This is a genomic window from Micromonospora vinacea, assembly GCF_015751785.1.
GTDB lineage: Bacteria > Actinomycetota > Actinomycetes > Mycobacteriales > Micromonosporaceae > Micromonospora > Micromonospora vinacea.
In genome coordinates, this window is sequence record NZ_JADOTY010000001.1 from 6,935,344 (window position 1) to 6,959,424 (window position 24,081).

20 protein-coding genes are annotated in these 24,081 nt (G+C 72.6%); 8 read left to right on the plus strand and 12 right to left on the minus strand.

The genetic code is table 11. The features are described from left to right. Positions 1–12 precede the first annotated feature (12 nt). Both IW249_RS32325 and IW249_RS32330 read left to right on the plus strand, forming a co-directional pair. Positions 13–759 carry a class I SAM-dependent methyltransferase gene (locus tag IW249_RS32325; protein ID WP_196924252.1) on the plus strand — a complete coding sequence of 249 codons (747 nt, stop codon included), beginning with the start codon at positions 13–15 and terminating at the stop codon, positions 757–759. Between the two features lie 62 nt (positions 760–821). Continuing rightward, positions 822–1,625: a class I SAM-dependent methyltransferase gene (locus IW249_RS32330; RefSeq protein ID WP_196924253.1), complete on the plus strand. Its 804-nt coding sequence runs from the start codon at positions 822–824 to the stop codon at positions 1,623–1,625. Positions 1,626–1,629: 4 nt separating this feature from the next. Here IW249_RS32330 and IW249_RS32335 read toward each other — a convergent pair whose 3' ends face one another. Both IW249_RS32335 and IW249_RS32340 read right to left on the minus strand, forming a co-directional pair. After that, positions 1,630–2,421 (minus strand): SDR family oxidoreductase, encoded by a 792-nt coding sequence (locus IW249_RS32335; RefSeq protein ID WP_196924254.1) that lies wholly within the window; start codon positions 2,419–2,421, stop codon positions 1,630–1,632. Continuing rightward, positions 2,418–3,401, minus strand: coding sequence for an LLM class F420-dependent oxidoreductase (locus tag IW249_RS32340; RefSeq protein ID WP_196925057.1), 984 nt, complete (start codon positions 3,399–3,401; stop codon positions 2,418–2,420). Before IW249_RS32340 ends, IW249_RS32335 begins: the two co-directional genes overlap by 4 nt. Before the next feature lie 154 nt (positions 3,402–3,555). Between IW249_RS32340 and IW249_RS32345 the strand changes: the two genes are divergently transcribed. Both IW249_RS32345 and IW249_RS32350 read left to right on the plus strand, forming a co-directional pair. Beyond that, a complete protein-coding gene (locus tag IW249_RS32345; protein ID WP_196924255.1) occupies positions 3,556–4,776 on the plus strand; it encodes a low temperature requirement protein A in 1,221 nt (406 codons plus the stop codon). 47 nt (positions 4,777–4,823) lie between these two features. Further along, the gene (locus IW249_RS32350) at positions 4,824–5,687 is read left to right on the plus strand and encodes a DUF1028 domain-containing protein (protein WP_196924256.1); all 864 of its coding nucleotides are present in this window, start codon (positions 4,824–4,826) and stop codon (positions 5,685–5,687) included. Positions 5,688–5,730: 43 nt separating this feature from the next. On the opposite strand, the gene IW249_RS32355 is transcribed toward IW249_RS32350, so the two are convergent. After that, positions 5,731–6,399, minus strand: a complete 669-nt coding sequence (locus IW249_RS32355) for a maleylpyruvate isomerase N-terminal domain-containing protein (RefSeq protein WP_307788781.1) — start codon at positions 6,397–6,399, stop codon at positions 5,731–5,733. An 8-nt stretch (positions 6,400–6,407) separates the two neighbouring features. Continuing rightward, a complete protein-coding gene (locus tag IW249_RS32360; protein ID WP_196924257.1) occupies positions 6,408–7,295 on the minus strand; it encodes a phosphatase PAP2 family protein in 888 nt (295 codons plus the stop codon). 230 nt (positions 7,296–7,525) lie between these two features. On the opposite strand from IW249_RS32360, the gene IW249_RS32365 reads away from it, so the two are divergent. After that, a complete protein-coding gene (locus tag IW249_RS32365) occupies positions 7,526–8,134 on the plus strand; it encodes a DUF3159 domain-containing protein (protein ID WP_231394571.1) in 609 nt (202 codons plus the stop codon). Positions 8,135–8,449: 315 nt separating this feature from the next. On the opposite strand, the gene IW249_RS32370 is transcribed toward IW249_RS32365, so the two are convergent. Further along, on the minus strand, positions 8,450–11,356 hold the full coding sequence (locus IW249_RS32370; RefSeq protein WP_196924259.1) for a glycoside hydrolase family 48 protein: 2,907 nt from the start codon (positions 11,354–11,356) through the stop codon (positions 8,450–8,452). 842 nt (positions 11,357–12,198) lie between these two features. Here IW249_RS32370 and IW249_RS32375 point away from each other — a divergent pair. Beyond that, a complete protein-coding gene (locus tag IW249_RS32375) occupies positions 12,199–13,542 on the plus strand; it encodes a GH1 family beta-glucosidase (protein WP_196924260.1) in 1,344 nt (447 codons plus the stop codon). Positions 13,543–13,622: 80 nt separating this feature from the next. Here IW249_RS32375 and IW249_RS32380 read toward each other — a convergent pair whose 3' ends face one another. From IW249_RS32380 to IW249_RS32390, 3 genes are all read right to left on the minus strand, one after another. Next, positions 13,623–14,045 carry a roadblock/LC7 domain-containing protein gene (locus IW249_RS32380; RefSeq protein WP_088988684.1) on the minus strand — a complete coding sequence of 141 codons (423 nt, stop codon included), beginning with the start codon at positions 14,043–14,045 and terminating at the stop codon, positions 13,623–13,625. Beyond that, entirely contained in the window at positions 14,042–16,579 is a 2,538-nt protein-coding gene (locus IW249_RS32385) for a sensor histidine kinase (RefSeq protein WP_196924261.1), read from the minus strand. The genes IW249_RS32380 and IW249_RS32385 overlap by 4 nt, the downstream gene beginning before the upstream one ends. A gap of 99 nt (positions 16,580–16,678) precedes the next feature. Then, positions 16,679–18,091, minus strand: a complete 1,413-nt coding sequence (locus tag IW249_RS32390; RefSeq protein ID WP_196924262.1) for an FGGY family carbohydrate kinase — start codon at positions 18,089–18,091, stop codon at positions 16,679–16,681. 204 nt (positions 18,092–18,295) lie between these two features. Between IW249_RS32390 and IW249_RS32395 the strand changes: the two genes are divergently transcribed. Continuing rightward, positions 18,296–20,218, plus strand: coding sequence for an anthranilate synthase family protein (locus tag IW249_RS32395; protein WP_196924263.1), 1,923 nt, complete (start codon positions 18,296–18,298; stop codon positions 20,216–20,218). Between the two features lie 94 nt (positions 20,219–20,312). On the opposite strand, the gene wrbA is transcribed toward IW249_RS32395, so the two are convergent. The 4 genes from wrbA to IW249_RS32415 all read right to left on the minus strand — a co-directional run bounded on the left by wrbA (position 20,313) and on the right by IW249_RS32415 (position 22,695). After that, positions 20,313–20,930: an NAD(P)H:quinone oxidoreductase gene (gene wrbA, locus IW249_RS32400; protein WP_196924264.1), complete on the minus strand. Its 618-nt coding sequence runs from the start codon at positions 20,928–20,930 to the stop codon at positions 20,313–20,315. Between the two features lie 292 nt (positions 20,931–21,222). Beyond that, positions 21,223–21,591: a DUF3037 domain-containing protein gene (locus tag IW249_RS32405; protein ID WP_130402437.1), complete on the minus strand. Its 369-nt coding sequence runs from the start codon at positions 21,589–21,591 to the stop codon at positions 21,223–21,225. Then, a complete protein-coding gene (locus IW249_RS32410) occupies positions 21,588–22,346 on the minus strand; it encodes a HipA family kinase (RefSeq protein ID WP_196924265.1) in 759 nt (252 codons plus the stop codon). Before IW249_RS32410 ends, IW249_RS32405 begins: the two co-directional genes overlap by 4 nt. Positions 22,347–22,410: 64 nt before the next feature. Next, a complete protein-coding gene (locus tag IW249_RS32415) occupies positions 22,411–22,695 on the minus strand; it encodes a hypothetical protein (protein ID WP_231392751.1) in 285 nt (94 codons plus the stop codon). A 275-nt stretch (positions 22,696–22,970) separates the two neighbouring features. On the opposite strand from IW249_RS32415, the gene IW249_RS32420 reads away from it, so the two are divergent. Further along, positions 22,971–24,080, plus strand: a complete 1,110-nt coding sequence (locus tag IW249_RS32420) for a winged helix DNA-binding domain-containing protein (protein ID WP_196924267.1) — start codon at positions 22,971–22,973, stop codon at positions 24,078–24,080. Position 24,081: the final 1 nt, after the last annotated feature.

Below are 24,081 nucleotides of genomic sequence, written 5' to 3' on the forward strand. Positions count from 1 at the left end.
GGTGGAGCGCTGATGAACCCGCACTATGACGGCTTTCTCGCCGACCACTACACGTGGATGTTCGACGCGCCCTACCCGGCCCTCGTCGAGGAGCAGCTCGATGCTCTGCGTCGGGCCGGCGTCGGGGTACCGAACGGCAGCGGCCTCGCGGTCGACCTCGGCTGCGGCTCGGGTTTCCAGTCGGTCGCACTGGCCAGGATGGGATATCCGAACATCCTGGCGGTCGACAGCAGCGCCAAGCTCCTCGCCGAACTGGAACTGCACGCCAGTGACCATCCGGCGATCCGCGCCGTCCACGATGACCTGAGCCAGGTCGCGGCGAGCCTTCCTGCCGGCGCGGCCGAGCTGGCGGTATGCATGGGAGACACGCTCACCCACCTGCCGGACCGCCGGGCCGTCACCCAACTCTTCGTCGACCTGTCCGCCGCCCTGGCTCCGGGCGGCCGCCTCGTGCTCAGCTTCCGTGACCTCACCACGAGCCTCACCGGGACGAGCCGGTTCATCCCGGTGCACGCCGACGACGACGCGATCCTGACCTGCTTCCTGGAGTACGAGCCCGACGTCGTCACCGTCCACGACCTGCTCCATCAACGGACCGGCCAACGGGACTGGGCCCTGTCCGCCAGTTCCTACCGCAAGCTGCGCATCGACCCGGAATGGGTCGCCGACCAGCTCACCGAAGCGGGCTTCCGCGACGTGCGCCAGGCACCCGCACCCCGGCGGATGACCCTGGTGACCGCCGTACGGCAGCAGTCATGACCGGCCCGCTCGACGGGTGAAATCCGTTGGCCCGCGCACCGCACACCGGTGACCATCAGAGCGTGGATCAGCATTCGAGCGACATCGTCGACTACTACACGCAGCGCTACCGCGAGGATCAACGGCTCACCGCCCGCCCGCAGGCGCGACTGGAGTGGATCCGCACGACGCAGCTCCTGCGGGATCTCCTGCCCGCACCGAGTGCCCGGGTGTTGGACATCGGTGGGGGCACCGGCGAGTACGCGCGGGCCCTCGTCGCCGCCGGCTACCAGGTCCGCCTCGTGGACCTGGTGCCGAGCCACGTCGCGCAGGCCCGCGACGGGCACCCTCCGGTCGAGGCGCAGGTGGGCGACGCCCGTGCGCTTCCCGACGCCGACAACGGGTATGACGCCGCGCTGCTGCTGGGCCCGCTCTACCACCTGGTACGCCGTGACGACCGGCTTCAGGCCCTCCGTGAGGCGGTCCGGGTCACCCGCCCCGGCGGTCTCGTCGTGGCCGCCGTCATCTCCCGCTTCGCCGGCCCGTTGGACTTCGCGGCCACCGGACGACTCGACGGGAGGCTGCTCGACGAGGCCAGGGCGCTGCTGAGCGACGGCGTCAACGATCCGCGGATCGGTTTCACCCACGCCTACTTCCACCGGGTCGAGGAGATCACCGACGAGTGCGCGGCCGCCGGGCTGACCGATGTCGTCGTACACGGGGTCGAGGGCCCGGCCTGGACGGCGGCGGAGGCGGCGGCGAACGGGCCGGCGTCCGACACCGTCTTCGCCGCAGCGTTGGACCTCGCCGGGCTCTACAGCAGCGAGCCGGCGCTGATCAGTTCCAGCGCCCATCTCCTGGCCACCGGACGCGTTCCGGCGCGGTAGCGGGTCAGGCGGTCAGCCGGCGGATGAGTTTGCGCATGCCGGCCTGCCAGCCGTCCGGGTCCTCGGCGCGGCGGCGCGCATAGTCGGCGACCTCGGGGTGCGGCAGGATCAGGAAACGTTCCTCGGCCAGCCCGGCGATGGCCGCGTCGGCGACCTGGTCCGGGGTGAGCACCGCACCGGACGCGGCGACCACCCGGGCGCCGAGGTGCCCCTCGGCGAGCCCGTCGGCGAGCATCGGGGTGTCCACCCCCTGCGGGCAGAGCGCGCTGACCCGGATGCCCCGGTCCCGGTAGGTGATGGCCAGCCACTCGGCGAAGCCCACCGAGGCGTGCTTCGTCGCGGTGTACGCGGCGTCGCCCACAGCGGTCAGCACACCGGCCGCGGAGCAGGTGTGCAGCAGGTGCCCGCCGCCGCGGGCGAGCATCCCGGGCAGCACCGCGCGGGCGGAGTAGACGTGCGCGAGCACGTTGACCCGCCACGCCCGGTCCCAACCGGCGTCGTCGACCTCCACCCCCCCACCGGTGGTCACCCCGGCGTTGGCGCAGAACAGGTCGATCCGGCCGTACCGCTCCTCGGTGTCGGCGACCAGGTCGCGGACCTGCTCCTCGTCGGTGACGTCGAGGGCGATGGCGTGCGCGACCGGGCCGATGCTGTCGGCCACCGCGTCGGCCGCGTCGGCGTCCAGGTCGGCGACCACCACGGCGGCGGCGCCCTCGGCGGCGAACCGGCGCGACAGCGCCGCACCGATGCCGCCGGCCCCGCCGGTGACCACGACGATCCGGTCGGTGAGGTTCACGCGGAAACTCCTACGGGGTTGGTGCCCAACCGGGCGATGAGGCTGAGTAGCTCGCTCGCGCCGCCGGCGGTGACCTCGGGGGTGGGCAGCAGTGCGACGATCGGCACGTCCACCCCGTTGTCGGCGTAGCGGCGCACCTCGGCGCGGCAGCGCTCCGGTGAGCCGTGCAGCACCAGCGCGTCGACCACCTCGTCGGGCACCGCCGCGCTGGCGCCGCGCCGGTCACCGGAGGCCCAGGCCGCCCACATGGGCGCGAGCGTCTCGTCGCGGCCGAGCCAGCGGTGGAATTCGGCGTACGCCGGGACGGTGAGGTAGCTGGTGATGAGCCGGCGGCCCAGCGCCCGCGCGTAGGCGGCGTCCTCGGTGGGGCAGACGAAGATCCGGGCGGCAACCTCGAAGCCGGCGCGCCGCTCGCCCAACTCGGCGAGGGCACGCGGTACGTCGTCGGCGCTGAGCCAGTTGAGGATGACCCCGTCGGCCTCCGCGCCGGCGAGCCGGAGCATCCCCGGGCGCAGCGCGGCGAGCAGGATCGGTGGCGGCACCGCCGGCGGTCGCTCCAGCGTGAACCGGCGGACGGTGAACGTGTCGTAGGCCTCGTCGACGGTCTCGCCGGCCAGCGCGGCGCGCAGGAACCGCAGGACGTCCCGGGTGCGGCGGAACGGCTCGTCGAACGGCACGGCGTTCCAGTCCCTTACGAGCACGGGTGAGGACGCGCCGATGCCCAGCGCGAACCGGCCCGGCGCGGCCTCGGCCAGCGCCGCCGCGCTCATCGCCAACAGCCCGGGCCCCCGGGTGAAGACCGGTGTGATCGCGGTGCCCAGCCGCAGCCCGGGCTGCCAGGCCGCGGCGAGCGCCAACGGGGTGAACGCGTCGGTTCCGGCGACCTCGGACGACCAGACGTCGGTGAACCCGGCCCGGTCGAGGGCCGCGTAGGCCGCGTCGTGCTGCGCCAGTGCGATCCCGCCCAGCGGCACCGTCATGCCCCATCGATTCGTCACCGGTCGATCGTGCCCGTTGACGCGGGTCCGAGCAAGATCCCCGGGTTGGGCAGAATCGCCGGTTTCCAGCCGTGCGCCCCGGTGGGAAGTGCTACCCATTCGAGGTGGACCGGACCGACGGCGCAGGCCGCTGACCATGGCTTCCAGGGCAGCGGGGCACCTGGAACCGGTCCCGGCCGCTGCCACACCCGGCCGGGCGACGTTCCTGGAACTCTTCTTCGACCTTGTGTACGTCTTCGCGCTCACCCGGATCTCAGCGCGCGCGTTCGAGGATCTGACCCTGGAACCGGGCCGCGAGCACGGTTGGGGGACGGTCACCGGCGGCGGCAAGACACTGCTGTTGCTGCTCGCGCTCTGGGCGGTGTGGCAGGGCACCGCGTGGACGACCAGCCGGTACGACCCGTACCGGGTGTCGTTGCAGGCCGTGGTGCTCACCGCCCTGGTGTGCAGCATGGTGATGGGGGTGGCGGTCCCTCGCGCGTTCAGCGAGACCGCGCTGATGTTCGCGGTGGCGTACGTGGTCGCGCAGCTGACCCGGCCGGTGATCCTGTCGATCGCGCTGGGACCGCACCCGTACCGCCGGTTGAAGGTGCGCATGGCGGTGGTCTTCGCCGCCACCGGGGTGCTGTGGATCAGCGGCGCGATGCTGAGCACCAACGGGCAGGTGGTGTCCTGGTCGGCGGCGTTGGTCATCGAATACCTGGCCGCCCGCTGTGGCTGGCCGGTGCCCGGCCTGGGTCGTTCGGCGATCTCCAGGTGGGATATCGCCGGGGAGCACCTGGCCGAGCGTTACCAGCAGTTCTTCCTCGTCGCGCTGGGCGAGACGATCCTGGTGGCGGGTTTCGCTTACAGCCGGGGGCCGTACGAGTCGGGGCACGTGTGGGCGTTCGCGCTGGCGCTGGCCACCTCGATCATGCTGTGGCGCATCTACGTGCAGCGCGCCGGGCGGATCCTGGGCGAGGCGGTGATGAAGGCCCGCCACCCCGCCAGCATCGGCCGCTCGGCGGCCGACACCCACCTGCTGATGGTGATCGGTCTCGCTGCCACCGCGATCGGGTACGAGCTGATCATCGAACATCCGCTGGAGCGGATCTCGGGGCCGTGGCTGACAATGGTGCTCGGCGGTCCGGCGCTGTTCCTGGCCGGCCGGGCCCGCCTGGAGTACGAGGTGTTCGGGCGGATCTCCCCGTCCCGGTGGATCGCCCTCGCGGTGCTGGTGGCCTCGTCGGTGCCGCTGCTGTACCTGCCCGGGGTGATCGCGACTGCGGTCGGGGTGGTGGTGCTGGGCGCGGTCGCGGTGGCCGACGTCCGGCGGGCCCACGGCGCCCCACCGGAGGCCGCCGCGCCACCGTTCTGAGCGTCGCGCGACGATGTCGCGCCGGCGCGGACGGCTACTCTCGGCCGGTGACCTTCTCGCTCGTCGCCCGCTCCGCTGACGGCCGCCTGCACGGCGTGGCCGTCGCCAGCAAGTTCCTCGCCGCCGGGGCACTGGTGCCGGCCGCCGCCGCCGAGGTGGGCGCGCTGGCAACCCAGGCGCACGTCAACCTCGCCTACCGCCCGCAGGGCCTCACCCTGCTGCGGACCGGGGTGGCCGCCGCCGACGTGGTGGCCGGGCTGATCGCCGCCGACCCCGAGCGGGAGCACCGCCAACTCGGCGTCGTGGGGGCCAGCGGTTCGGGCGCCACCTGGACCGGGCCGGCCTGCCACCCGTGGGCCGGCGGGCGGACCGGTGACGGCTGGGCCGCGCAGGGCAACGTGCTCACCGGCCCGGAGGTCGTCGACGCCCTCGGCGCGGCCTGGCAGGCGGGAACGACACTGCCGTTCGCCGAGCGGCTGGTCGCCGCGTTACGGGCCGGCGACGAGGCCGGCGGCGACCGGCGTGGCCGGCAGAGCGCCGGCCTGCTGGTGGTCGAGCGCGGCGGCGGGTACGGCGGCACCAGCGACGTGGTGGTCGACCTTCGCGTGGACGACCATCCGGACCCGGTCGCCGAGCTGGGTCGCCTGCTCACTGTGCACACCATGCTGTTCGGCCGGCCCGACCCGGCCACCCTGCTCGACCTGAGCGGCGCGGTCGCCGCCGAGGTGGCGGCGTTGCTCGGCGCGCTGGGCCATCCGGTGCACGAGGGCGGCACGGAGGCGGCGTTGGTCTCCTGGGCCGGGTTGGAGAACCTGGAGGAGCGGTTGGTGCCGGGGCGGATCGACCCGGTGGTGCTGACGCACCTGCGTGGTGTCGCCCCGCACGTCCCCGCCCCTCGCTCCGCGAGCTGACAGGCCAGCGCCAGCAGCGGCCGCGGCCCGCAAGAGCCCGGGTTCAGCGGCCGAAGGCGAGCCAGCGGAAGCCGGACGCGTCGATCGCGGCCCGTTCCGGAGCGGTCAACGTCGCCCGGCCGGTGGTCTTGTGGATCAGGGTCAGCCGGTCCCAGCGCAACCCGGCCGGTGTCTTTCGCCCACCGGTGAGCAGGTCGGCGATGACGACGGCCGCCGCTGGGGTGAGCCATGGCGGCCGGCCCAGCGCGGAGGCCAGGTCCAGTCCGTGCACACCCACCTCGACGACCCGTGTCCGCAGGAACTCGCTGAGGCGCATCGCGTCGCCGTGCCGGGTTCGCACCACCCGGTCGGGCGGCGCGGCGGCGACCGCCGCCTCGGTGGCCCGCCACGCCCTGTCGAACTCGGTCGCCAGCGCCGTCCGGTCCACCCGTGGCGCGTCCCGCTGGCCGCCGGCGATCCGGTCGGCGTCCACCTCGACGGTGAACTTCGCGGCGCCGAAGTAGCCGGCGGCGTCCACCTCGGCGCGGGCCGGGGCCGGCGCGGCGAGCATGTCGGTCAGCCGGCCGGCCCCGGTGCGGATGTGTCCGATCAGGTCCCGGACCGTCCACGGAGGGCATTCGGTGGGCCGATCGAGGTCGGCGTCGACCAGCTCGGCCAGAACCCCGGTGAGCCGCGCGCACTCGGCGGAGAACGCCGCGAGGACCGGCTCCACCGGCCCGCTCAGCCCTTCACCCGGGGCACCAGCCGGTGCACGACGGTGAGCGTCAACGCCATCACCACTGCCATCGTGCCGGCGATCCCGGCGGCGCTGCCCGCGTACCCGACGAAGAGGGGGCGGCGGGCCAGCTCCTCCGGCCCGATCCCGCGCAGGTCGAGCAGCCAGGACAGGGAGAGCCCGCAGACAACCAGGGCGAGCACACCGCCGAGCCCGAGCACCAGCGCCGCGACCCGGTGCGCGTCGCCGGGGGCGATCTCGGCCTGCTCCCGCTGGGTGACCAACAGCAGCAGCCCCGCCAACGCCGCCCACACCCCCACCACGAGGTACGCGGCGACGGCGTCGCTGGGCCGATGCCAGCCGGCGGAGAGGGTGGCGACACCCGCTGCGGCGGCGTAGCCGGCACCGATGAAGGCGCCGGCGGCCCGCACCTTGCGCGGCAGCACGAGCATGAGCGCGACGGCCACCGAGGCGGCCACCGTGGCGTGTCCGCTGGGCAGGCTGTTGCCCACCGCGGCGCGTTCCGGGTCGAGACCGTAGTCGGGCCGGTTCAGGCCGTACTTGAGCAGTTGGGTGGTGACGTTCGCTCCGGCGATCAGGAGGGTCGCCGTGATCGCCAGGGCGATCCGTCCCCGGATCAGCGCGATGAACCCGATCGTCGCGGTGGCGGCCAGCAGCGAGACCACCGACATCGCGTTGAGGAGCCGGTCGACCGGACCGTCGATGGTGTCCTGCCCGATCCGGTTGCCGGTGAGGGCGACAGTGTCCACCCACTGGCCGATCTCGAGGTGCACGGCCACTCGCCACACGGCGAGGAAGGCGGCCGCCTGGACGAGGGCCAGTACGACCAACCAGACCGCGGTCCAACCCCGTGCCGTCGCGCGCATCCGCACACCGTAGCGGCAGGTGTCGGCGGTCCGAGCGGTGGCCCGCCACCAACCGCCGGTTAGGTTGTGCCGGAGGCGAGGAGGCGGTGGTGAGCGGAACACCGGAGCGCGACAGCGGCCCGGCCGAACCCGGTCCGGAGCAGCGCGGAAGCGACGACCGGGGCCCGGGAGCGCCGGCGCCGGCCGGCGCTGGCACCGGTCCGGGAGGGCCGGCGCGGGCCGAGTCGCTGACGGATCTGCTGGGCGGGCGGCGCGGCGCCATCGACGCCACCCTGCCGCCGTTGGCGTTCGCGGCGGGCTGGGTGCTGGGCGGCGAGTCGCTGTGGGGCGGGGTGGGCGCGGCGCTGGCCGTGGGCGCGGTGGTGGCCGGCGTACGGCTACGTCGGGGCGACCGGCCGCGCTCGGTGCTGATCGGACTGTTGGCCGTCTGCGTCGCGGCGTTGATCGCGGTGCGCACCGGCCGGGCCGAGAACTTCTTTCTGATCCAGGTGCTGTCCAACGCCGCGAGCGCTCTGGCGTGGGCGGTCAGCATCGTGGTGCGCTGGCCACTGCTGGGCGTGCTGGTCGGCGCGGTGCTGGGCCAACGCGCCGGGTGGCGGCGCGACCCGGCACTGCTGCGCGGGTACGGCCGGGCCAGTTGGGTGTGGACGGTGACCTACCTGCTGCGGCTGGCCGTGTTCGTGCCGCTCTACCTGGGTGGGCAGGTGCTCGCGCTGGTGGTGGCCCGGGTGGCGCTGACCTGGCCACTGGTCGCCGCGGCGCTGGCGCTGAGCTGGGTGGTGCTGCGGCGCTCGCTGCCGGCCGGCCATCCGGGGCTGCGTCACCCGGTCGCGCCGCCCAACTGATCTCATCGGCGACGGCCGGGCTCGGGGCAAAAAAGTGGAGAGGCCGCCACGGGGGGAGCGGCCTCTCCGGTGACGTACGTTACTCCGTCACGGACCTCGGTGTGATCCCGCGACGGCCCGAATTTCTGGGCTTTTTCGCGGCTGGCTCCAGTCCGGGCGGTGGGGTGGGCCGACCGATCCGCTGCGTCGGCCAGATGGCCGGCCCACCCCGGCCTGACCGTGGGTGTCAGGCCGTCTGCCAGCCCCGGTCCGTCGTTCCCCGGACCCGGGCCGGACCCCGGGGTGGGCGGTCCACGCCACCCACCCCGGGTCGTCTCAGCCGTTCGGGAACATGCTGCCGTAGTCGGCGTACGCCATGGCTACGTCAGCCTGCGCCCAGAACCGGTGGTAGTTGAAGCTCGGCTCCGCACCACCGTCCAGGTACGCCTGCACCTTGGGCCAGTCCGGGTCGTTCTTGTAGAAGGACCGGATGTCGAGGAAGCTCTTGCCGGCGGCGATGGCGTCGCCGTTCGGCATCGTCCCGGTCCAGCCCGACGGGACGTAGAGGCCCTGCCCGGTGGACGCGTTGTAGACGTCGTCGAAGCGCCGGTAGTCGCCACGCTTCTCGGTGGTGGAGACACCCTTGGCGTCGCTGGCGGCCGACAGCGCGTCGAGCAGCCCCTTGGCGGTGTCCTTCGCCGCCACGTTGCCCGACTTGGCCGCGTACGCGATCAGGATCCGGGCGTAGGCGGCGGTGACACCGACGTCCTGGCCCTTGCTGATGACCTCGACGTGCAGGCCGGTGTTGGGCTGCGGGTTGGACGGGTTCCAGGTGGTCGGCTGGCCGGTCCACGCCATGTCCGACGGGATCGACCAGTTGGTGCCGAGGGTGGTGTTGGCGATCGCCCAGGGCACCCACTTGTCCAGCAGCGCCTTGGCCTTCGCGTTGCCGGTCTGCTGGTACAGCTCGGCGATGCGCTGCATCGACCATGCCTGCATGCCGAACCACTGGTTCGACGGCGGGTCGTTGTAGACCGGGTCGACGTCGTAGAACATGCCGTAGAAGGTGCTGGTGCCGGCCGGCGGCTGGGCGTAGCTACCGTCCCAGCTGTTGGTGGCGCCACCGGCGATGCCGCCCTCGGCGGACTGCAGCCAGGTGTAGAACTCCAGCTGCCGCTCGAAGCTCTTGGTCCAGTCGGCGACCGCTGTCGACGACTGCGGCTTGAGCTCCGGGGTGTTGGTCAGCGCCCAGGCCGCGAACGGGTTCTGGTAGCCGAAGTGGTTGTGGCTGGAGCCGATCCGCCAGGACCAGTTCTGGCTGGCGTCGTACGCGCCGCCCCAGGCGTAGTACCAGGACAGCAGGTAGTGCGCCGAGTCCTTGCCGCTGCCGGCGGGGCAGGTGCTCGCCCCGACGCAGTTGCCGATCTTCTTGAAGTACTTGTCGAACATCGCGTACCGCAGGTAGTCGCCCATCTTCGCGGCCTTGGCGATGGTGGCCGCGACGTCGGCCTGCTTGTTCTGCGCCTTGGACCAGGTCAGCGCCCAGTACGCGGCCTGCACGGCGCGGGCGTCGGCGTCCGGGGCGTTTGTGTACTTCCACTGCTTGGCGGGGGCGCCGGTGTCCTTGACGAACAGGTCGAGGTAGCCGTACTGACCGCCGTGCTCGAAGGTGTCGCAGGAGGGCTGCGGAACGGTCTCCCACACCGACTCCTGGGTGCCCCGCTGGAAGGTGTTGATGTAGGCCGGCTTGGTGGTGCCGTCACCGCAGCGGCCGAAGCCGTAGGTGTTGTCGACGTCCATCAGCCAGTGCATGCCGTAGATGTCGCCGGTGCCGTAGGTGGACTGCAACTCCGAGCGCAGCGGGTCCTGACCGACCGAGACGTTCGGGTTCAGCGCCGACGGGTACTGGCTGGGCAGGTTGTACTCCGCGGCGTACTGCGGCGTCCCCGCGGACCCCGCCGTTGGCTGGTCGGAATGATTCGGAATTATATATTTTTCCATCACCGTCCAGGCGTTGTTGAACGGGGCCCAGTTCTGGGTGACCTTGCCGTAGTAGGCCTCCAGCCAGAGCCAGAAGCTGAACGCCTCGGAGGTCGTTTCGTGGCCGTGGTCGGGCGCCTCGACGATCAGCGTCTCCACCGAGTGGTACGGCACGCCCTCGGGGCTGAAGTAGCCCGAGTTCTTGATCTTGCCGTACTGCTCGAGGAACTTCGCGGTGTAGGCGTTGTCGCCGCCCGGGGTGTCGTTGTCGATCTCGGTGGCGCTGACCGCCAGCGAAGCGAGACCGGTGGCGGAGGCGGTGATGGTGGCGGCGCCGCCGACGGTGTCGGTGTCCTCCGCCGCGGCGACCGTGACGGTGACCCCGGTGTTCCAGTTGCTCGGGGTCAGCGTGGCGGTGCCCGGCGAGACCGTGACATCGGTGTCACCGGTGCGGGTGAGGGTGACCGGCACGTTGGCCGTCGGCGCGGCGCTGAGCTTCAGGTTGAAGGTGGCGCTGCCACCCTCGGCGACGCTCACCGCGGACGGGGTGGCGACCAACGTCGGGCCGTTGGCAGCCCCGACGGTGAACGCCTTCTCGTCGACCCCGATGCCGTTGGCGTTGTCGTACGCCTTGGCCTGGACGGTGTAGCTGCCGGCCGGCAGGTCCTCCTGGGTGTAGGAGTACGGGGCGCTGGTGTCGGTGTTGATCAGCAGGCCGTTGCGGTAGAACTCGACCTTGCTGATCGTCCCGTCCGGGTCGCTGGCGGTGGCGGTCAGCGGCACGTCGGCCGGCGCGGTGAACGGCCCGGCCGGCAGGCCGAGGGAGACCGTCGGCGGCCGGTTGGCCGGGGTGCCGTTGCAGGGGGTGCCGTTCAGTGTGAACGAGGTGGGCTTCGGGTTGCTGCCCGTGTGGGCGCCGTTGAAGCCGATGGTGGTGGAGGCCCCGGTGCCGAGGTTGCCGTTGTACGACTCGTTGGTCGCGGTGACCTCGCTGCCGGTCTGGCTGAACCGGGCCGACCAGCCCTGGGTGACGCGTTGACCGCTGTTCGGGAAGGTCCACTTGAGCGTCCAGTTGCTGACCGGGTCGCCCAGGTTCTTGATGGTGACGTTGGCGGTGAAGCCGGTGTTCCAGTCGTTGGTCGCGTAGACCACGTCGCAGGCGGGCGCGGCCTGTGCAGCGCCAGCGGGCAGGGTCACCCCGCCGATGGCGAGCGCGGCGGCGGCGACTATCGCCACTCGACGGCGTCGTGCCAGTTGTCTCATGTGCGCGGTGTCTCCTCGGACCAGGCCGGGATGGTCCCCGGCGAGGCGCCTGCCCGCGAGGGTGGTGGTCCACGGGGATGTCGAGGCGCCGGGAAGGTTGTCTTCCCCGGGCCCGGCCGGGGTTGGGCGGTGCGGCCCGCACGGGAGGGGGTCCCGCCGGCTGATCGGGTGACCGTGACCGGAGCTGGTGCTGCCGGTTGCCCTCGGTGGACCCGCACTCACGCGATGTGGCTCGTGTCGCGTCGAATCGACAGTGTGCCATGGAAGCGCTCCCACAACAAGCGCACGGAGCGCCGGATCAGCTCCTTGTTTCGATCTCGTTTTGGGTCTTTCACAAAGGCGTGACGGGCGTTACAGTCGCAACATCGGTCGATGGGAGCGCTTCCATCGACAAGGTTCCATAAGAAGATCGCTGGGGTCGTCTCTGACGGGCCCAGGGAACCAGACCGAGGGCCGACGACGGGCCAGCCCGGACGCCGTCGTCAGCCATCGCCCCGCCACAGGGAGGGAGGTGGAACCAGAGCCACTCGCGTGGCCCGGCTCCCGCGCGACATGCACGGCAGGACCCAAAATTCCGCCCGTGCGTGTGCAGTTACGGTGGGGACGGGGGTTGCCCTCCCCCGTCCCCACACTAAACCCCCGTACACGATAGGAAAAGAGGCCGACGGGACAGGCGCGCCGCGCCGCCCGGACGGCCTCGTTCGCTGCTCGGGGTCATATCCGCCGCCCACCCGCCAGCGCCGGCCGTTCTGACGGCCGGCTGACCGGCAGGCAGCGTCTGCCCTATCATGGGAGCGCTCCCGAACCTTTCGGCGGTGGCCCCGTATCCATGAGGAGAATCCATGTCGATACCTGTTGGGCCCGCCGGCCCGCTGCGCTTTCCGGACAACTTCGGCTGGGGCGCGGCCACCTCCGCGTACCAGATCGAAGGCGCCGCCAAGGAGGACGGGCGCGGCGAGTCGGTCTGGGACACCTTCAGCCGCGTCCCGGGGCGCACCCGCAACGGCGACACCGGCGACGTGGCCATCGACCACTACCACCGCTACGCCGAGGACCTCGACCTCATGCGCGACCTCGGGTTGCGCAGCTACCGCTTCTCCATCTCCTGGCCCCGCATCCAGCCCGACGGCACCGGCACACCCAACCAGCGCGGCCTCGACTTCTACCGCCGTCTCCTCGACGGCCTGCACGAGCGCGGAATCGCCCCGATGGCCACCCTGTTCCACTGGGACCTCCCGCAGGCACTCCAGGACGCCGGCGGCTGGGAGTCACGCGACACCGCCCACCGCTTCGCCGACTACGCCGACGTGGTCTTCCGCGCCCTCGGCGACCGGGTGCCGGCCTGGCTCACCATCAACGAGCCCAAGACCGTGGTGCAGAACGGCTACCTCACCGGCCACCACGCCCCCGGCCGGCAGGACCCGGACGCCGCCTACCTCGTCGCCCACCACCTGCAACTCGCCCACGGGTTCGCCGTCGCCGCGCTGCGGGCCAGCGGCAGCGACAGCCGGATCGGCCCCGCACTCAACCTGCACCCCTGCTACCCCGCCGACGACTCCCCGCAGGCCGCCGCGGCCGCCCACCTCTACGACGCCTACGAGAACCGCCTCTACCTCGACTCCCTGTTCAAGGGCAGCTACCCGGAGGACCTGCTGGCCGACCTGGGCCCGCAGAGCCGGATGGTCCAGGGCATCCGCGACGGCGACCTGAAGACCATCTCCGCGCCGGTCGACCTGCTGGCCGTGCAGTACTACACCCCGATCTACGTCACCGCCGACGGCGGCACCGCGCACCGCTGGGCGACCTCCGAGGCCGAGTGGCAGCAGATCTACCCCGAGGGGATGTACGACCTACTGACCCGGATCACCCGCGACTACGGCCCGATCCCGCTCACCATCACCGAGAACGGGCTGCCCACACCGGACACTCTGGACGCGGACGACACCGTCCAGGACACCGGTCGGATCAGCTTCCTGCGCGACCACCTCGCCGCCGCACACCGGGCCATCGCCGACGGGGTGCCGCTGGAAAGCTTCCACGTCTGGTCACTGCTGGACAACTTCGAGTGGGACCAGGGCTACGACCAGCGCTGGGGCCTGGTCTACGTGGACTACGCCACCCAGCGGCGGGTGCTCAAGAACTCCGCCACCTGGTACCGCTCCGTCATCGCCGACGGCGGCTTCTGAACGCGCCGCCACCCGGACGGCCGGGCCCGGACGGCTCGGCTCGGGTGAGCCGGTGACCGTCCGGGCCTCGGCCGACCCACTCAGCGGGGCAACGCCTGCTGCAACTCCGCCCGCAGGGCCGGGGTGAGCATCTCTCCCGCCTGCTTGGCCAGCCGGGCCATCTCGTAGCCCACCACACCGATGTCCGCGTCACCGGCGGCCAACGTGGCCAGAATCGAACCGTCGCGGATCTGCATCACCAGGAAATAGCCACGGCCCATCTCGACCACCGTCTGCTTGACGACATCGCCGTCGAACATCGAGGCCGCGCCCGCGGTGATGCTCATCAGCCCGGACGTCACCGCGGCGAGCTTGTCCGCGTTGTCACGCGGCAGGTGATCGGAGATCGCCACCAGCAGCCCGTCGGAGGAGACCACCACCGCGTGCGCCACACCCGGCACCCGCTCCGCGAACGCGCTCACCAGCCAGCTCAGGTCACGCGCCTCCTGGCTCAACGTCGTCACTGTCGTCGTCCCCCTTCGTCGTGCCCCCCGGACGGTGGCACGGGTATCTCGGTGGTGTCCTCAGCCTCGGCGCGCCGTACTCCGCTGTAGAGCCGCGAGAGCATGCCGCCGACCGCCTCCGGGTCCGGGTCGGTGCGGGTCGGTGCCGTCATCGGTTGTGCCGAACGGGTGACAGCGCTCAACTGCGCCATCGGCACCCGCACCGGCAATCCCCGCTCATTGGTGCCGGCGGTCACCGGAATGCTCGGCGGAGCCGCCGGGGCGGGCACCGCCGGCGCGGTCGGGCCCTGCCGCGAATACCAGCCCCCGCCGGCTCCACGACCACCGGCCGGGGTCAACACGTCCTCGGCGCGCACCGGCATCGGGCGGCCCTGACGCGGCACACCGACGCCCGGCGGGCGACCGGCCACCGGCAGGTCCCGCGCCACGACGCCCGGCATCGGGGCGGCGGCCTCCCGGCCTGCCCCGGACTGCGGAACCAACCCCCGCGCCGCACTCGCCGCCAGCATCCGCGCCGACGGGGGCGCGTCCAACTCCACGGTGCCCGCCGGAGCCAGCAACACCGCGGGCAGGGCGAGCCGGGCGACCAGGCCGTCCTCACCGCCGTCCAACCGCACCCGGACGCCCAACCGGGCCGCCAGGTGACTGACCACGAAGAGTCCCATCCGCTCCACCGCCGCGACGTCCGCGGCCGGAGGGCTGGCCAGCACCTCGTTCGCCTGCACCAGCGCCGTCGGGCTCATGCCCAGACCCCGGTCGACGATCTCGATCAGCGCAGCACCCGCCTCGACCCGGGCGGTGACCACCACGACCGTGTCCGGGCGGGAGAAGGCAGTGGCGTTCTCCAACAGCTCGGCCAGCAGGTGCACCAACTCGCCGACGGCGTGCCCGACCACGTGCACGTCGGCCACCGACTCGATCCGGACCCGCTGGTACTGCTCGATCTCGGCGGCGGCGGCCAGCAGCACCGCACCGAGGCCGACCGGCCGGTTCCACCGGCGGGTCGAGTCGGTGCCGGCGAGCACCAGCAGACTCTCGTCGTTACGGCGCATCCGGGCGGCCAGGTGATCCAGCTTGAACAGGTTCTCCAGCTGGTCCGGGTCGCTCTCCTCGCGCTCCAGGTCGTCCAGCAGCTCCAGCTGACGCTCCACCAGCACCTGGCTGCGGCGGGCCAGGTTGACGAACATCGCGTTGACGTTGCGCCGCATCAACGCCTGCTCCACGGCGACCGTGACCGCGCTGCGGTGCACCGCGACGAACGCTTCGGCCAGCTCACCGATCTCGTCGAGCGAGCGGACCACCGCCGGCGCCACGTCGATGCGCGGCACCCCGCCGGTGACGGTCTTCAGGCGATCCAGGGCGTCCGGCAACTCCACCTGGGCGATCTGCAGCGCCTGGCTGCGCAGCATCCGCATCGACCGGGCGACCGACCGTCCGATGAGCAACGAGATGAGCAGGGCGGCCAGCAGGACCGTGACGACCCCGCCGACGACCAGCAGGGTCGTCCGCAGCTGATCAGCGCTGGCCTCCTCGGCCTGCCGCACCGCGTCGTCGAGCACGCCCGCCTCAAGCTGGCGCAGCAGCTCCTGACGCTGCTGGCTGGCCGACCACCACTGCTCCGAGGGCAGCACCTGCGGCGACGCGCCGCCGGAGGACAGGCTGCGCTCCTCCAACCCGGTGGCGATCAGGAACATCGGCGACACCGACGTCTCGTCGTAGCGGCGGATCTGCTCGCTGGTCGCGGCCACCCGGAACGCGCCGAGCGCGGTGAGCTGCTGACCGCGCAGGTCGGCCAGGGTCACCCGGTCCTCGGTGCCGTACCCACCCGCGCGGGCGGCGGCGTAGAGCTGGGCCCGCACCCGGGAGGAGAGTTCCTTGACCCGGGCCAGCTGGACGTAGCGCAGCACCGCGTCGTTCAACGCCGGCTGGTTCTGACCCGGTGTCGGCTCGGCGAGCAGGTCGAGCAGCGCCCCGACGGCCCGGTGGTAGTTGCCCAGGATGGTCTCGGTGCTGAGCACCGCCGGCGGAATCGCCGAGCGGATGTCGACCACCTGGTCGTACGTCTCCAACGCCTCGGAGAAGGCGACCCGCCAGGACGCGTCCGCGTCCGCCAGTGGCTCGGCGGCCCGGCTGAGCTCCACGATGGCCTTGTCGGTGGCCGCCTGCAACGGCTTCAGGTCGTTCGCCGTGGCCTGCCGGTCACCACCCTTCCGCAGCTCACCCAGCTCCCCCGCGGAGCGGTCGCGCTCCTCCTGGAGCTGGTGCACCGCCGCGGTGATCTGCCGGCCGATGCCGACCTGACTGGAGAAGTCGTTCAACGCCGTCGTCCGCCCCACCAGCGTGCTGGTCTGCACCCCGGCGAGCAGGAGGAACGCCATCGACGGCACCAACAGCACCGTGGCGAGCTTCGTGCTCATCCGCCAGTCGCGCAGACGGAACGGCGACCGCCGTCGATGCGGAACGACTCGGACGTCGAAGCGGCGTCGGCGATGGTTCGACACCGCGCCGTTCGCCGGGTCGGGACCTGCCGCCACCCTGCCTCCTCCGTCCTACCGCGTCCACCGCGGTCGGGGGAGCGCAGTCCATCCAACCAGGCTCGGGACCGCTGTCAACGGCCCGGGCGAGGCCGAGGTTCAGGAAGGATACTGCGGGTGGGAACGTCCTGCCGTGGTCGGTAAAACCAGCTCGTCCGTCCGGCCGATGTCGGCGAGCCCGATCGCGTCACCGAAGCGCCCCAGCGCCACCAACGCGGCACCGGTGGCGCCGATCTCCGGGTTGCGTTGATGCGACACCGGCCGCGGTGCGAGCGCGGTGGCGAAGGCCTGCCGCCACCACACCGAGGCGGCCACCGCACCGCCACCCAGCACCACGCCGACGGGTTTGTCGATGGTGGACTCCAGCACCCCGAGATCCCCGGCGACCAGCTCACACAGCCCCTGCATCAGCCCTGCCAGGATGTCGACCGAGGTGGTGCTGAAGCTCAGGCCCCGCACCTCACCGCTGCCCGCCGGCGCCAGCCCGGGCGCCCGGTCACCACCGAAGCGGGGGTTCGCCGGTCGGCCGCCGCCCGCCGGCACCAACGCCAGCGCCGCGTCCAGCTCGGCGCCCCGGGGCAACCGCAGCTCCCGGTCCGCCCAGGCGAAGAGGTTGCCGCCGTTGGCGTACGCAGCCCCGGTCACCACGTGGTCGTGGTCGACCCGGTAACGCCACAACCGTTCGGGTAGGCGGGGCATCGGCTCGCCGGCCGGGATCCGCTGCATCAGCCGTACGGCCGCCGAGGTGCCCACTGTGACGGCGGCCCGGCTCGGGTCGACGCAGCCCGAGCCGACGTTCGACGCCCCACCGTCGCCCACCGGCGGTGACCACCGGGCCTGCGCCAACTGCGGCCACCGACGCGCCAGGTCGACCCGCAGCCGGCCGTGCCAGTCCAGCTCACCCAGCGGCGGCAGCTCCGCCGGTCGCGCCTCGGCCAACGTCAACGCCTCCTCGTCCCAGCGCAGGGTGCGCAGGTCCAGCAGGCCGGTCCCGGAGGCCTGGGAGATCGACATGGGCGCCGTGTCGAGCAGCTCGCCCAGCACGTACTCGGGCAGACCGACGAACCGGGCGATCGGCGTGCCGGACTGCTCACGCAACCAGGGCAACCGCATCGACCAGTACGAGCGGTGCCACCAGCAGCCGGTGCGCTGGTGGAAGCCATCCGGGTCCGCCGGCCCGGCGGTGCGCCCGACCGGGGCGGGCCGGGTGTCCAACCAGGTGACCACCGGACCCAACGGGGCGCCGTCGCGGTCCAGCGGAAGCACCGAGTGCCACTGGGCGGAGACCGCCACCAGGCCGACGTCGTGCAGGTGCCCCGATTCGGCCAGCTCGTCCAGGCACTCGACCAGGCTCGCCAGATAGTCCCGACCGGACAGCGTGCCGGTGCCGTCATCACCGATGGCGAGGTCGACCTTGCGGCGGGCCAGGGCACCGGGCAGCGGCTGGGTGTCCGCGTCCAGCACCAGCCCGCGTACCGAGGAGGTGCCCAGGTCGAGCGCGAGAATGTTCATCGCCGGTCAAGTTACCCCGTGCCAGCCGGCCGACGGGCGCGTAGGGTGGATCACATGCTCGCGCAACTGACCAGTTGGTGGCCCGCCGACCCGGCGGCCATCCCCCGCGCGTAGCTCCATCCACGCGGCCGCCATCGAGGCGGTCGCCGGATCTCCCGGCCGGAGGGCCGCCCGACGGCGGCACCCAGCCCGACGGAGACTCCGATGACCCACCTGACCGACCTGCTCGCCGCCGTCGCCCGCGGCGTCGACCCCGGCCCCTTCGCGCTGCTGCGCCGCGAGGGCACTGACGAGCTGGACCTGTTCACCGGCCCTGTCGACACCGTCGAAGCGCTCGGCGACCTTCCGTTGCCGCCCGGCCCGCCCGGGGCGCGAACCCTGGCAGTGGTGCCGTACCGGCAGATCACCGAACGCGGCTTCGCCTGCGTCGACGACGGCGCCCCACTGGAGTTCCTCCACATCCGCGAGCACCAGCGGATCGCACTGGCCGACGCCCTCGCCGCGCTGCCCGACGAACCGGTCCACACCAGCGACGCCGGCTTCGACGTCAGCGACGAGGAGTACGCGCGAAACGTGCAGCAGGTGCTGTCCGAGGAGATCGGCCGCGGCGAGGGCGCGAACTTCGTCATCCACCGCGCCCTGCACGCCACAGTCCAGGGCCCGCCGCTGCGGGCCGCGCTGGCCGCGCTGCGCCGGCTGCTGATCGCCGAACGCGGCGCGTACTGGACGTTCGTGGTGCACACCGGCACCCGGACGCTGGTCGGCGCCAGCCCGGAGCGGCACGTCAGCGTCGACGACGGACTGGTGATGATGAACCCGATCAGCGGCACCTTCCGCTGCCCCGGTGGCGTCGCCGACCGGGCTGCCCTGCTGCGCTTCCTCACCGATGAGAAGGAGACCGAAGAGCTGTACATGGTGCTCGACGAGGAGCTGAAGATGATGGCCACCGTCGCCGAGCACGGTGGGCAGGTGATCGGGCCGTACCTGAAGGAGATGTCACACCTGGCGCACACCGAGTACCTGCTCGCCGGGCGGGGCACCCGCGACGTACGGGAGGTGCTGCGCGAGACGATGTTCGCACCCACCGTGACGGGCAGCCCGATCGAGAACGCCTGCCGGGTGATCGCCCGGCACGAGCGCCGGGGCCGGGGCTACTACGGGGGCGTGCTGGCGCTGCTCGGCCACGACGAGGCCGGCCGGCAGACGCTCGATGCCCCGATCCTGATCCGGACCGCCGAGATCTCCCCCACCGGGCGACTGCGGGTTCCGGTCGGCGCGACCCTGGTCCGGCACTCGACGGCGGCCGGCGAGGTGGCCGAGACGCACGCCAAGGCCGCCGGGGTGCTGGCCGCGCTCGGCCTCGGACCGGCGGCGGCCGTCGGCGACCGCGGGCCGGTCGCGCGACTGGCCGACGACCCGGCGGTACGCGACGCGCTGGCCGCGCGCAACGCACCGCTGGCGCGGTTCTGGCTGGACCAGCGGTCACCGGACGCGCCCGGACTGCCCGGACTGGTCGGCCGCCGGGTGTTGATCGTGGACGCCGAGGACACCTTCACCGGAATGCTGGCCCACCAACTGGGCGCGTTGGGTCTCGCGGTGACCACCCGACCGTGGCACGCGAGCGGCCCGGTCGACGACTACGACCTGGTGGTCGCCGGTCCCGGGCCGGGCGACCCGGGCAGCGCGGACGAGCCGAAGATGCTGGCCCTGCGGAAGCTGCTGTCCGGGCTGCTCACCACCGGCCGTCCCACCCTCGCGGTCTGCCTCGGCCATCAGGTGCTCGCCGGGCTGCTGGGGCTGACGCTGCACCGCCGGGACGCTCCCTACCAGGGGTTGCAGCGGGAGGTGCCGCTGTTCGGCCGGACCCGCCGGGTCGGCTTCTACTCGACGTTCACCGCCCGCGCCGAGACCGACCGGCTGACCACCACGTACGGGCCGGTGGAGCTTGCCCGGGACCCGGGCGACGGCGCCGTGCACGCCCTGCGAGGACGCGGCTTCGCCGGGGTGCAGTTCCACGCGGAGTCGGTGCTCAGCCCGGACGGGCTCGCCGTGCTCAGTGAGCTGTTGACCGAGTTGCTGCCCGCGTCGCGCCCGGACGAGCTGTCCGCGACGCGCCCAGGCGCATAGTCGCCTCGGCCCTGGGGTAGGGCTGGATGGACCGGTGGCGCGGCCGGGTCGAGAGCCCTCGCCCGCGCCACCGGTCGCCCCGCCCGTCAACCGGTCAGCCGGCCAGGCCCGCCTTCAGCGCGGCACCCATCTGCACCGCGCGCCGGGCGGTGAGCGCGCAGGCCCCGAGCGCCACGGCGTCTGGGGCGATCTCCCCGTTGTTGCTGGTGTGCGAGGGGCCGTACGGGTTGCCGGCGATGAACTGGCTGGTGTCGGTGTAACCGGGGGTGACCACCACGCCGCCCCAGTGGTAGAAGACGTTGAACAGCGAGGTCAGCGTGGTCTCGTGACCCCCGTGCACGGTCGCCGTCGAGGTGAAGGCGGAGTAGACCTTGTTGGCCAGCGCACCCTGGGCCCAGAGCGGGCCGGTGGTGTCGATGAACTGCTTCAGCTGTGCTGCGACCATGCCGTACCGGGTCGGCGCGCCGAGGATCACCACGTCGGCCCAGGCCAGGTCGTCGACCATCGCCTCGGGCACGTCCTGGGTCTCCAGGCGGTGCGCCTGCCAGCCGGAGTTGGAGCGGATCGCCTCGTCCGGCGCCAACTCGCGCACCTTGCGCAGGCGCACCTCGGCACCGGCGTCCCCGGCGGCCTCACACACGGCCTGGGCCATCTGGTACGTGATGCCGGTGGCGCTGTAGTAGATCACCGCTACCTTGGTCTGGGCAGCCATCTGAGTGTCCCCTTTTCGTCTCGGATCAGCTCCCGCGACTACCCGCTGCGGACGCGCTCTAACGACAGCCCAGGCGCTCCCGGATACCGGTCCGCCGGCTCAAGTTTTCCGCAACTTCCCGGTCGTTCCGACCCGACGCCGCGCGCGGACCGCGATCCTGATGCCATCGGTGCCGGCGGGATCGAGCCGCCGCCCCGCACCGGGCACCTGAACGGGGGATCGCGCTCCGCCGGCAACGGCGCTGGCGTAGCGCGATCAGGGGACGATAACCGCTTCCGCGCCCCGCCTCGGCTCAGCGGACCAGGGCCGCCATCAGCCGGTCCAGTTCGGCCGCCGGGTCGACGGTGAGACCGGTGTGCACCGGCCCCGTCTGGATCATCGTGCTACGCGGCGCGGCCAGCCAGTGGAACCGCTCACCGAGCCGCATCCGGGTCGCCGGCCCGTCACCGGAGCAGGTCCGGTCCCAGGAGTCGAGCACCGCGGCCACCGCGGGCAGGTCGACGTCGGGCGCCAGCGCGCGAACCCGGTCGGCGTCCAGGTGCGTCCGCGCGGCCAGGAAGTCGCGCTGCTGGCAGTAGAGCAACACCCCGACGTTGATCTGCTCCCCGCGCTCGATGCGGGGCACGAGCCGGATCAGCGCGTACTCGAAGGGTTGCCTCATGCCCCGCTCCCCGATGGCAGCCAGTCGGCCGTGCGGGCGACCCGGCGGGACAGGTGATCCAGGTACGCGCCGCGCGCCGCGTCGGCCGTCTCGAAGTCGGCGGCGGTCAACCACTCCCCCGGCACCAGGGCCAACACCTCGGTGAGCAGCTCCGGGGTGACCTGGGGGGCCAGCGCGGCGTCGGCCTCGGCCAGCCGCGACGCGTACGGCGCCAGCACGTGGTCCTCCGCGCGGTAGGCGCGGTGCACGGCGGCCTCGGCGCGCGGCCAGTTGTGGTGGAAGTACAGCGAGGCGCCGTGGTCGATCAGCCACAGCTCCCGGTGCCAGACGAGCAGGTTCGGATTGCGCCAACTCCGGTCGACGTTCTCCACGAACGCGTCGAACCAGAGCACCCGGGAGGCCAGCGCCGAATCGACGGGGTGCGCCACCGGGTCGAAGCCCAACGCCCCGGGCAGGAAGTCCATCCCGAGGTTGGCGCCGCCGCTGCTGCGCAGCAGCTCCTGCACCTCCTGGTCGGGCTCGGCCCGCCCGATCACCGGGTCGACGTCGAGGACGACCAACGGCGGCACCCGCAACCCCAGCCGGCGGGCCAGCTCACCGCAGATCACCTCGGCGATCAGCGCCTTGGGCCCCTGCCCGGCGCCGCGGAACTTCGCCACGTAGGTGCCCAGGTCGTCGGCCTCCACCACGCCAGGCAGCGACCCACCCTCGCGCAGTGGGGTGACGTAGCGGATCGCGGTGACCTGGCGGAGCACGCCGCCCACCCTACTGTGGCCGGCCGGGACGGGTGGCGGGCCGGCCCGGACCGGCACGCGCGGGTCAGTCGAGCTTGTCGCGCAGATTGTCGACCTGGGTCTGCAGGCGGTCCACCGCGTTCTCGTTGTTGACGAACGTGGTGATCCCCGCGGCCAGACCGAGCCCGATCAGCACGGCCAGGATGCTGAGCACCAGGCCGCCGATGGACACGCCACGACCGGTCACCCCGGGTCGGCGGGCCATCTTGAGCCCGACGATGCCGAGGATGATCCCGATGATGCCGAGCACCAACCCCAGCCAGGCGAGGATCGCTGTCAACACACTGAACAGCGCGGCCACTCCGAACACCAGGGCGAAGGTCGCCGCGGCGCTCGTCTTCGCGCGGGCGCCCCCCCGATGGCCGCGGGACCCAGCCGTTACGCCGGCGCCCCGCGCCGGCTCGCTTGCGGCAGTCATGAGATTCCCTTCCGTACGCGCGGCGCGCGCACTTCCGGCGAGCCGCATTCCCCCCGCGACCGCCGTTACGCCTCCCACCAGCAGGAGTGTCGGTGGTCGGCCCTAGGCTGGCCGCCCGGCCACCAAACCGGCCTCGCTGGCCGCCCGGCCCCGAAAAGGAGCGCCCGATGCCTGTCGACCTCAGCGCAGCCGACGCGCTGGCGCTGCGGATGGCCAGCCTGCTGCTGCGCCCACACCCGAGCACCCGACCCGGCTCCGTGGCCGAGGTGGTCGAGTGGTTCGGCGCGATGCAGGCACAGGACCTGGCCAGCGGTTTGTGGTCGCTGGGCGCCCGGCTGCCCGGCTTCGGTGTCGCCGACGTGCAGGCGGCGTTGGAGCGGCGGGAGGCGCTGCGCACCTGGCCGATGCGGGGCACCGTGCACCTCGTCCCGCCCGCCGACGCCCGCTGGATGCTGGAGCTGACCGGCGTACGATCGCTGGCCGGCGTGGCGACCCGGCGGGCGCAGCTCGGGCTCACCGAGGCCGACGCGGACCGGGCGGTGGACGTCCTCGGCGCCGCGCTGGCCGGCGGCGGTCGGCTCACCCGCGCGCAGTGCCTGGCGACCCTGCGGGCGGCCGGCCTGGGCACCGACGGGCAGCGTGGTTACCACCTGTTGTGGTATGCGAGCGTTCGCGGCGTGACCTGCGTGGCGCCGAACATCGGCACCGAGCAGACCTTCGCCCTGCTCGACGAGTGGGCGCCCACACCGCACCGGCTGGAGCGGGACGAGGCGCTGGCCCTGCTCGCCCACCGCTACGTGCGCGGGCACGGCCCGGTCACCGACCGCGAGTTCGCCGGCTGGAGCGGCCTCACCGTCACCGACGCCCGGCGCGGCCTGGCCGCCGCCGACGACGCGCTGAGCACGGTACGGGTCGACGGCACACCGATGTACGTCGACGCGGCGCTGGCTGACGCGCCGCGCACCGCGCCGGACGACATGCTGGCGCTGCCCGGCTTCGACGAGTACCTGCTCGGCTTCCGGGACCGCACGTTGATGCTCGACCCCGCCCACCAGGCGGCAGTGGTGCCGGGCAACAACGGCATCTTCCAGGCCACAGTGGTCCGCGCCGGCCGGGTGGTGGGCGTGTGGAAGCGTCGGATCGGCCGCACCGCGGTGACCGTGACGATCCAGCCGCTCACGACGCTCGACGTCACGGCGCGGGCCCGGGTGGAGCGGGCGCTCGGGCGCTACGCCGACTTCCTCGGGCTGCCGGCCCGCTTCGACTGGCTGACCTGAC